General features: G+C 64.6%; 3 protein-coding genes and 1 pseudogene. All 4 read left to right on the forward strand.

What is annotated here, in order from left to right; all coding sequences use genetic code 11:
* The coding region (locus Q0520_RS02755; RefSeq protein ID WP_298666290.1) for a chloride channel protein at positions 1-911 on the forward strand (911 nt) is incomplete at its 5' end.
* 59 nt (positions 912-970) lie between these two features.
* A complete protein-coding gene (locus Q0520_RS02760; protein WP_298666292.1) occupies positions 971-2788 on the forward strand; it encodes a hypothetical protein in 1818 nt (605 codons plus the stop codon).
* A 116-nt stretch (positions 2789-2904) separates the two neighbouring features.
* Entirely contained in the window at positions 2905-5613 is a 2709-nt protein-coding gene (locus Q0520_RS02765; RefSeq protein WP_298666295.1) for an HAD-IC family P-type ATPase, read from the forward strand.
* A gap of 719 nt (positions 5614-6332) precedes the next feature.
* Positions 6333-6534, forward strand: a pseudogene (locus Q0520_RS02770) (IS5/IS1182 family transposase); the annotation flags it as partial.

The following is a 6534-nucleotide window of genomic DNA, read 5'->3' on the forward strand; positions in this document are numbered from 1 at the left end:
GCCTCTGCCTCCACCTCTTCGGCGACCACGTCGCCCTCCTCCAGGAAGCGATCGCGGAGTTCCGGGAGACCGGCAGGTTCGAGCCCGACCACCTCCCCGTCGCCCTCCTCACCGTCTACCTCTCCCTCATCGCCGGCGCAAGCCTCGGGCCTGAAGTGGCCGCCATCGACCTCGGCGGCGGCATGGGCACCGCCGCCGGCGACCGCCTGCGGGGCATGGCGAAACGGGTCCGCGACCTCGCGACGGCCGGCATCCTCGGGAGCCTCGTGGGGTTCGGCGTCTACGTCCTCCTCACCGGCCCTGCCGGCGCCCTCTACCCCGTCCCCCCGTACGCCTTCGCCCTCCTCGACCTCGTCTCCGCCGCCGCCCTCGGCCTCCTCGGCGGCGCCGCCGGCGTTGCCTTCATCGCCGCCTACCACGTCCTCCACCGTCTCTTCTCCCCCCTCGCCGGCCGCCACCTCCTCAGGGGCGTGATCGGCGGTGTCGGCCTCGGGATCCTCGGGACCATCGCCCCCGTCGTCCTCTTCTCCGGCCAGACCGAGTTCAGGGAAGTCCTCGCCGGCGGTGCGGCGATGGGCGGACTCATGCTCCTCGCCCTCGTCGGCGTCAAGATCCTCGCCAGCACCTGGTGCATGGCCACCGTCTTCAAGGGCGGCCCCGTCTTCCCCCTCTTCTTCGCCGGCGGCACCCTCGGCATGGCCGTAAACCTCCTCGTCCCCGCCGTCCCCCTCGCCATCGCCGTCCCCGCCGCCATGGCCGGCATGACCGTCGCCGTGCTGAAGGCGCCCTGGGTGGTCGTCCTCCTCGTGGCGATGGTCGTCCTCCAGTGGACAGTCGTCCCGGCCGTCGCCGTCGCCACCGTCGCCGGGTACCTCACGACACGGTGGGCGGTGCTCGTCGAGACAGGGTGAGGCGGACCGACAGGCACACGGAGATACATTTTAATCCCGGCCCCTGTATCCACTTCCCCATGGCCGACCCGGGGAGAGCGCTGGCATATCTCTTCATGGCCCTCGCGCTCCTGACCGTCCCCGCTTCCGCCGGGCCCCAGGTCCTCGCCGGCACGATCGAGAACGATGCCGTCGCCGTCTACAGTCTCCCCGGCCTTGAGGCCGGCGAGACCCTCACCGTCGCCATGAACCGGACCTCGGGAAACCTCGACCCCTTCCTCGCCATCGGCGGCCCCGAAGTGCTGGAGGAAGAGTTCAGGGAGAGATACGACCGGACAGTCGAGACCGCCCTCGCCCATGCCACCGACCCCCTCGTCGCCATCCCCGCGATCGCCGACGACCTCTTCTATGCGTGGGACGACGACAGCGGCACAGGCTATGCCGCCGCCCTCACCTGGACTGTCCCGGAGAGCGGCGACTACGTCCTCCTCGCCGCCGGGACCCCCATGGAAGACACCTCGGGCGACTATGAGGTCACCCTCGACGTCACCCCCCCGCGGCGGGAGGGCGGGGTCGCCGTCCCTGACAGGCTGACCGGCCGCGTCGGCGTCGCCGAAGTGACCGGCACACTCACGGCGAACAGGACCTCGACCTTCTTCACCCTCGCCGACCTCTTCCCCGGCGACACCGTCTACGCGTATATCGAGACGACCGGCGGCGACCTCGCCCCCGCCCCCGCCCTCGTCCTCGCCGACTACGGCGACAAACCCGTCAGGAGCGCCAACCTCCTTGCGCCCGCAAAGAACGCCTCCCTCCAGTACACCGCAGACTCGGAGACGCGGGGGAGCAGACTGACCGTCTCCCGCAACCCCGCCGCCGACCCCGCGGCGGAGAGCAGTTACCGCCTCCTCGTCGGCCTCAACGAACCCGCCGTCCTCGCCGGCACCGCCGGACCCGGCGGCAGGACCGTCATACTCCCGCCCATCGTCGTAAAAGCCGCCGTCGAACTGGACCAGATCACCGACGTCGACCAGAAGAGCGAGAACTACGGCGTCGTCGCAAACCTCATGTTCACCTGGAAAGACCCCGCCCTCGCCTTCAGCCCCGACACCTGCCACTGTCCCTACAAGATCTACCGGAGCGTCGAAGACTTCGTCAAGGCCGAAGGGACGCGGTGGCCCGAATTTTCCATCAACAACCAGCAGGGGAACCGCTGGACCCAGAACAGGCTCGTCCAGGTCTTCCCCGACGGTACGGCCACCTACTTCGAGCGCTTCTGGGTGACCCTCCAGGCCCCTGAGTTCGATTTCCGGGCCTTCCCCTTCGACACCCAGCACTTCTTCCTCAGGGTCGACGCCCTGTACCCCGAGGAATACTTCGTCTACGCCGACTGGGAAGGGCGGACCGTCGTCGGCACGCAACTCGGCGAGGAGGAGTGGTACATCACGCGGTACTGGACCAACGTCACCTCCACGCGGATCGAGAACACCTTCTCCCGGTTCTCCTTCGACTTCGAGGCACAGCGCCACCTCACCTACTACATCTTCCGGATCTTCGCCCCGGTCCTCATCCTGATCCTCCTCGCCTGGGTGACCTTCCTGCTCAGGGACTACGGGAAGAGGGCCGACGTGGCGAGCGCCAACCTCCTCCTCTTCATCGCCTTCAACTTCACGATCGCAGGCGACCTGCCGCGCCTCGGCTACCGCACCTTCCTGGACTCGGTCATGATCACCACCTTCATTGTCAGCGGCCTCGTCGTGATCTACAACCTCTACCTGAAATGGCTCGCCACCCTCGAGCAGAAGGAGACCGCCGAGAAGATCGACAGGGTGATGGTCTGGTTCTACCCCTTCGCCTACCTCATCGGCCTCGTGGTCATGATCTGGATCGCCCCGTGACCGCGGGGAGATTCCGGGATATCGCCCGTGCGCCGTCGCCGCCCGGGGATAGACTTTATACCGCGGCAAGCGTCCAGGGAGTGTGATCCGCACACGGTGCGGAGGGACGAAAGGCCGTGAGAGACACGTCAGAACCCCCTGCGGGCGTGCCCTGGCACTCCCTGTCCATCGAGGACGTCCACACGCGACTCGGCACCAGCGGCCGCGGCCTCTCGCGGGAGGAAGTCGCCCGACGGCAGGAACGCGACGGCCCGAACGCCCTGCCCGCGGCGAGGCCCCCCGGAATCTCCGGGATAGTCCTCCACCAGGTGAAAAGCCCTCTCATCTATATCCTCCTCATCGCCGGGGTCATCTCCGTGCTGATCGGCGACATCAAGGACGCCGCGTTCATCATCCTCGTCGTCGTCATCAATGCCGTCATCGGGGCGGTCCAGGAGTGGAAGGCCGAACAGAGCGCCCTGGAACTCCAGGGTCTCCTCCGGGTGACCGCCCGCGTCCGGCGGGACGACCGCTGGCAGACCGTCCCTGCCGAGGAACTCGTCGTCGGCGACCTCGTACTCATGGACACGGGCAACCGCGTCCCCGCCGACATCAGGCTCCTGCACGCGGCCAACCTGACCGTCGACGAGTCTCTCCTCACCGGCGAGTCGGCGGCGGTTCAGAAAGCCGTCGGTGTCCTGGACGAAGACACCCCGGTGAGCGACCGGACCAACATGGCCTATGCGGGGAGCACTGTCGTGACAGGCCGCGGCTGCGGAGCGGTGACCGGGACCGGCACCGTGACCGAGGTGGGGTCGATCGCCCGTGCCGTCTCCGGGACCGAATCGGCAAAGCCGCCGCTCCTGATCAGGATGGAAGATTTCTCCCGGAAGGTTGGCCTCCTGATCGTCGCCGCAAGCCTCGTGATGGCCCTCGCCGCCCTTTCGAGGGGCGTCCCGCCGGTGGAGGTCTTCTTCCTGGCCGTCGCCCTGGTGGTCGCGGCCATCCCCGAGGGCCTCCCCGTGGCCATCACCGTCGCTCTCTCCATCGCCTCATCCCGGATGGCCCGGCGCAACGTCATTGTGCGCAAACTTGCCGCCGTCGAGAGTCTGGGGAGTTGCACCACCATCGCCACCGACAAGACCGGGACCCTGACCGTCAACGAGCAGACCGCACGGGTCGTCGTCGTCCCGCCGGGCGAGCGGGTCGAGGCGAGCGGCGCCGGTTACACCCCGGACGGTGCGGTGCCCCCCCTCCCCCCGGCCCTCGCCGCCGCCGTGCGGCACCTCGCCCGGACCGCGGTGATCTGCAACGGAGGCTCTCTCTACCAGGAAGACGGCCGCTGGGTGCACTATGGCGATGCGATGGACGTGGCACTCCTCACCCTGGCGTACAAGACCGGACTCGACCCGGACAGGGTCAGGAACTCCGTCCGGGTGGTCGCCGAGGTCCCTTTCGAATCCGAGCGCATGTATGCCGCGGTCTATTATCGTGACATCGGGGACACCGCCGACACCCGTCCCGGCGTCGCCGTGAAAGGGGCGCTGGAGGTGGTCCTCCCGTACTGCGCCACCATGACCACGGCCGACGGGCCTGTCCCCCTCGACGCCGCCACCGTCGACGAGTCGTTCGGGTGGTTGATGGAGAACGGGTATCGCGTCCTGGCCGTGGCCGACGGCCGGGTCCCGTCGCCGCCGGAGGGTGCGCCCGACCTCCCGGCCGCGGCCCCGTCCCTCTCCCTCCTCGGCCTTGTCGGGTTCATCGACCCCCTCAGACCCGACGTGAAGGAGGCAGTCGGTGTGGCCCACGGTGCCGGCATCGACGTGGTGATGATCACCGGCGACCATCCCCGGACCGCGCTCGCCATCGCCCGCGACCTCGATATCGCCCGGTCTGAGGACGAGGTGATGACAGGCCGGCAGATGGACGAGATGGGAGGCCCCGGATCCCCGTCGGTCGCCGCCGCCATCGGTCGCACCCGCGTCTTCGCCCGCGTGAGTCCTGTCCAGAAGATGGAGATCGTGGACGCTCTCGTCGGCCGCGGCCACTTCGTTGCCGTCACCGGCGACGGCGTCAACGACGCCCCGGCCCTCAGGCGGGCGAACATCGGGGTGGCCATGGGGTCGGGGACAGACGTTGCGAAGGACACCGCCGCCCTGATCGTCACCGACGACACTTTCTCCTCCATCGTCGCCGGGGTCGAGGAGGGGCGGTTCGCCTACGACAACATACGGAAAGTGACCTACCTCCTCATCTCCGCCGGCCTCTCCGAGGTGGTCCTCTTCATCCTGGCCCTCCTTGCCGGCCTGCCCATCCCCCTCCTTGCCGTGCAACTGCTGTGGCTGAACCTTGTCACGAACGGCATCCAGGGGGTCGCCCTCGCCTTCGAGGCCGGCGAGGAAGGTGCGATGCAGAGGAGGCCGCGTGACCCTGCAGAAGGCATTTTCAACGGCCTGATGGTGAGGGAGACCCTCCTCTCCGGCATGACCGTCGGTGTCGCGGCGTTCTCCGCCTTCTGGTGGTTGACCGCCAGCGGCGTCGAGGAGACGATGGCCCGGAACCTGCTCCTCCTCCTGATGGTCCTCTTCGGGAACTTCCATGCCTTCAACTGCCGTTCCGAGTACCGCTCTCTCTTCAGGGTCCCGCTCCGGGACAACACGGTGCTGGTCCTCGGCGTGGTCCTGATGCAGGGCCTGCACATCCTCTCCCTCCACGTCCCCGTGATGCAGGACCTCCTCGGCCTTGCGCCGGTGACCCTGGAGCAGTGGTCTGCCTGCCTTGCCGTCGCCGCCGTCGTCGTCGTGATGGAAGCGTTCAAGTTTTTCCGGAGGGGGAACGAGACATGACCGCCGGCAGGGTGTGCCGGGCGAAAAAAAGTTTCACGCCGGCGGAGAGGGCAGGCTTTCCTCCCCCCTCGGGATTTTTAGCCAAAATCCCATTGTCTTCTTGACTTTCTAAGGCCACCAGCGATTTTTCTAACCTTCTTGAAGTCTTTGACGCTCGTTAAAACCTACGAGCAATGGAAACTCAGAACTTTGCCTGCTTTGGATATCTTTGATATAGAGGTTATCCCAAAACATCACTTTGTTGGTGAACGAAGGGTAGATAGATAAATCGGCAACTGTTCTTAAAATCCGATGGATTTTTGGGCCATGCTCCCTGTAAATACTCCAAGAAAACCTATACTCAACCAGTGCGATGATACCCTTTGTGGATATCTTTGTGCGAAACACGCTTACAGTGTTCTAATACAGAGCACGGCATATGTCTTTTTTGTCTCATAGACGGCATGTGTGCTCTGTTTTGTATTGTAGTGCTCTACAAATACGGTATAGTCACTAAGACTTACAAAAATTGTAAATAACTGTCTATACCGTGATTACAGAGAGTCTATACAGACTCTCAATGTTTCGAGATGACTTCTATGACTCAAGAAACAATCAACACGGCAAACGGTACCTCTACCGAAGGTACCGATGTAGAGACTATCGAACTCAAGGTATTTACCACTTCTCAAATCGCTGATCACGACATGCTAAGACTCTCAACTGATTTTTCTCATCATTTTCAGGAGATCATCGGAGAGGACTACCGAGATACGGTTCAACTTGTTGATCTGATGGATATCATGAGGGAACATAATCTTCATAACCACGATCGATTCATCGGGGTTCACCAGTTCGTACTCAAGTCAGTATTATTCTTGGAGAACGGAAAAAAAGCGGAAAATTTCCTGAAGCCCTTGATTGCGGTCGATACCGCAAAAA

It is taken from the genome of uncultured Methanofollis sp. (genome assembly GCF_937919355.1).
Classification (GTDB): domain Archaea; phylum Halobacteriota; class Methanomicrobia; order Methanomicrobiales; family Methanofollaceae; genus Methanofollis.